2 protein-coding genes are annotated in these 3,056 nt (G+C 46.7%); both read left to right on the forward strand.

Going from position 1 to position 3,056, the window contains the following annotated elements; all coding sequences use genetic code 11:
* Positions 1 to 107: 107 nt before the first annotated feature.
* A complete protein-coding gene (locus ACFQ2O_RS20900) occupies positions 108 to 1,079 on the forward strand; it encodes a zinc dependent phospholipase C family protein (protein ID WP_377532697.1) in 972 nt (323 codons plus the stop codon).
* Positions 1,080 to 1,240: 161 nt separating this feature from the next.
* Positions 1,241 to 2,815, forward strand: coding sequence for a serine hydrolase (locus tag ACFQ2O_RS20905; RefSeq protein ID WP_377532699.1), 1,575 nt, complete (start codon positions 1,241 to 1,243; stop codon positions 2,813 to 2,815).
* The last annotated feature ends 241 nt before the right edge of the window (positions 2,816 to 3,056 follow it).

The raw sequence follows: 3,056 nt of genomic DNA on the forward strand, positions 1-3,056 counted from the left end.
GGTTGAGTTTTATTAAATATGATAAGTATAACTATCAATTTTACACAAGTTAACTACGTACAGCAATAAATCATTCATTTACTCAGGAAAATACGTACAAATAAAGTATGGCAACCAGACACACAGCTATACTCCTGCTCCTTATGCTGTTGCTCCCGCTGAACGGCTATACCTGGGGCTTCTTCGCACACCAGCGCATCAACAGGCTGGCAGTGTTTGCATTGCCACCAGAGATGGTTGGGTTCTATAAAAAGCATATTCGCTACATTACCGAAAATGCGGTAAACCCCGATAAGCGCCGCTATGCTGTAGAGGGCGAGGCTGCACGCCATTACATTGATTTGGATGTGTACGGTGACAGTGCATTGCACACAATGCCCCGTTTCTGGCTACAGGCTGTTGAGAAGTATAGCGAAGATACGTTGCAAGCCTATGGTATTGTTCCCTGGCACATCAACCTGATGAAGCACCAACTCACCCAAGCCTTTAAGGAGCGTAACCAGGATCGAATTTTGCGCCTTAGCACTGAAATAGGGCATTATATTGCCGATGCCTGTGTCCCGCTGCATACTACTCAGAACTATAACGGACAATTTACCGGGCAGCGTGGCATCCACGGTTTTTGGGAAACGCGCCTGCCGGAGCTCTTCTCTGATAACTATGATTTTTTTGTTGGACAGGCAGCTTATTTCGAGCAACCACAACTAAAAGCATGGCAACTGGTTGCCAGCAGCCACACTGCCCTAGACTCTGTTTTGCTATTTGAGAAGCAACTAACCCAGGAGTTTGCAGAGGAGAAGAAGTACTCTTTTGAGCTGCGCAACAACCTGACTACCCGCGTCTATTCACGGGCTTTTTCGCAGGCTTACAGCAACAGGCTCCATGGGCAGGTAGAGCGCCAGATGCGCTTAGCTGTTCATACTATTGCCAGCTTCTGGTATACTGCCTGGGTAGATGCCGGGCAGCCAGACCTGCGCAGGCTGGGCAGCATTTCAGGAGCAGAGCAACAGCGCCTGGAGATGGAGAAAAAAGACTATGAAGCTGGCCCGCATAAACCCCGTGAAGAAGGGGAAAACTAGCTCCTCCCAAAACACAAGACTTTAGTTCAGCATATTCTTTACCTCATATTGCCAAAAAGCCGGCGCTGTGCCAGAAGAGTCATTTGTACTTTTGGAAGTGCCTGGTGGTTTTACTGCCGTTCAAAATAAGTATCTTGCTGCTTTAACCACCTAAACGCTACATGACTAACTTATCTACTTCAAAGCAGCTTAAACTTGTGCTGCTCCTGCTGCTGGCTATGCTGGCGCAGCCACAGGCTTGGGCACAGCAATATACAGCAGCAAATCTTCAGAAATTAGATGCCTATTACCAAAAGGCTCTAAAAGCATGGGATGTGCCGGGCATGGCTATTGCCATTGTAAAAGACGACTCTGTCATTTTTGCGAAAGGCTATGGCGTGCTTAATAATAAGACAGGCGGACAGGTAGACGCTAATACCCTCTTCGGGATTGCCTCTAATTCTAAAGCCTATACTTCTGCGGCACTGGCGACGCTTGTAGATGCCGGCAAAATCAAGTGGACAGATAAGGTGAAGAAGTATGTGCCTTACCTGCAACTATATGATCCGTTTGTAACAGAAAACTTAACTATAGAGGATTTACTCAGCCATCGTGCTGGTCTTAATACATTTAGCGGTGACTTGCTCTGGTACAATACAACCTATAGCCGCCCTGAAATAATCGAGCGGATGCGCTACCTGCAACCCGCGTATGGCTTTCGGGATGGCTACGGTTACTCTAACCTCATGTTTATCACCGCCGGAGAGGTGATAGAGCAGGTAACAGGCCAAAAATGGGAGGATTACATAAAGCAGACCTTTTTTCAGCCGCTGGCCATGAGCCGCTCTTATACTTCGGTTAATGATTTGAAGGGAATACAGAATGTAGCCTCGCCCCATGGCTTCGATGCCAACGGCAAGCCATACGCCACTACCCTTACCGCCTGGGATAACTGGAACCCCGCTGCTGGTATTTTCACCAGCGTAAACCAAGATGCACAATGGCTACGGCTACAGCTAAACCGCGGCACCTACAAAGGGAACAAGATCTTTAGCGAGGAAGCCAGCCGCCACATGTGGCAAGCGCACAACCCGATACCAGTATCTAAACAAGCAGAAGAAGGAGTTCCATCAACTCACTTTACTGCTGCTGGTCTGGGCTGGTTTGTAAGTGACTATAACGGCAGAAAGCTGGTTTACCATGGCGGTGGCCACGAAGGCATGAACAGCCGCACCGTGCTGGTACCAGAAGAAAAGCTGGGGGTGGTAATATTAACGAACAGCATGAGCAGCATAATGACTCCTCTTGCCAACTATACCATAGATCAATTTATAGGTGTTCAGAACGGGCCTGACTGGAGCCAGGTATACTTAGATAATGCTGCCAAGTCTAAGCAGGCGCAGGCTGGTGCAGCTGCCAAAGCTCCCAAAGAAAAGAAGCAACGAAAGAGTAAACCAGTAAGGGATTTATCTGAATACGCCGGCACCTACCACAGCAAGCTGTACGGAAATGCTAACGTATCCCTAAAAGATGGCAAGTTATACTTACAGTTGGAGCCGGCTCCAGCACTTGGGGGCACTTTAAGCTTCTGGCAACATGATATTTTTGATCTGGACTGGAAGATCAACTTCGCCTTGCTGCACCCTACCAAGGTTAGATTCTTAACAGGCCCTGAGGGTGGCATATCAGAGATGCGCCTTGACTCTGACAACCCAGATTTTCACTTCGACGAGTTGCTGTTTATAAAGGTTAAATAACTATTAGTACTTATAAACAAGAAGAGGCCGCATGAACGAACATACGGCCTCTTCTTGTTATTCTGCGGATAAATTAAATTGAAGCTGCAAAATAGGCAATGGTACCAAAAGATGCGAAATAGGCTGCAATAACCCAATAAGCAACTGTTTCTTTACTTTCGTATACTTTTCTCATAACTCAACATCTTTAAAGTTAAACATTGTATAGTTCTAAAAACTATATTTTATTTATCTTTACGAG

This window comes from Pontibacter rugosus (assembly GCF_042678745.1).
In the GTDB taxonomy this organism is placed as follows: domain Bacteria; phylum Bacteroidota; class Bacteroidia; order Cytophagales; family Hymenobacteraceae; genus Pontibacter; species Pontibacter rugosus.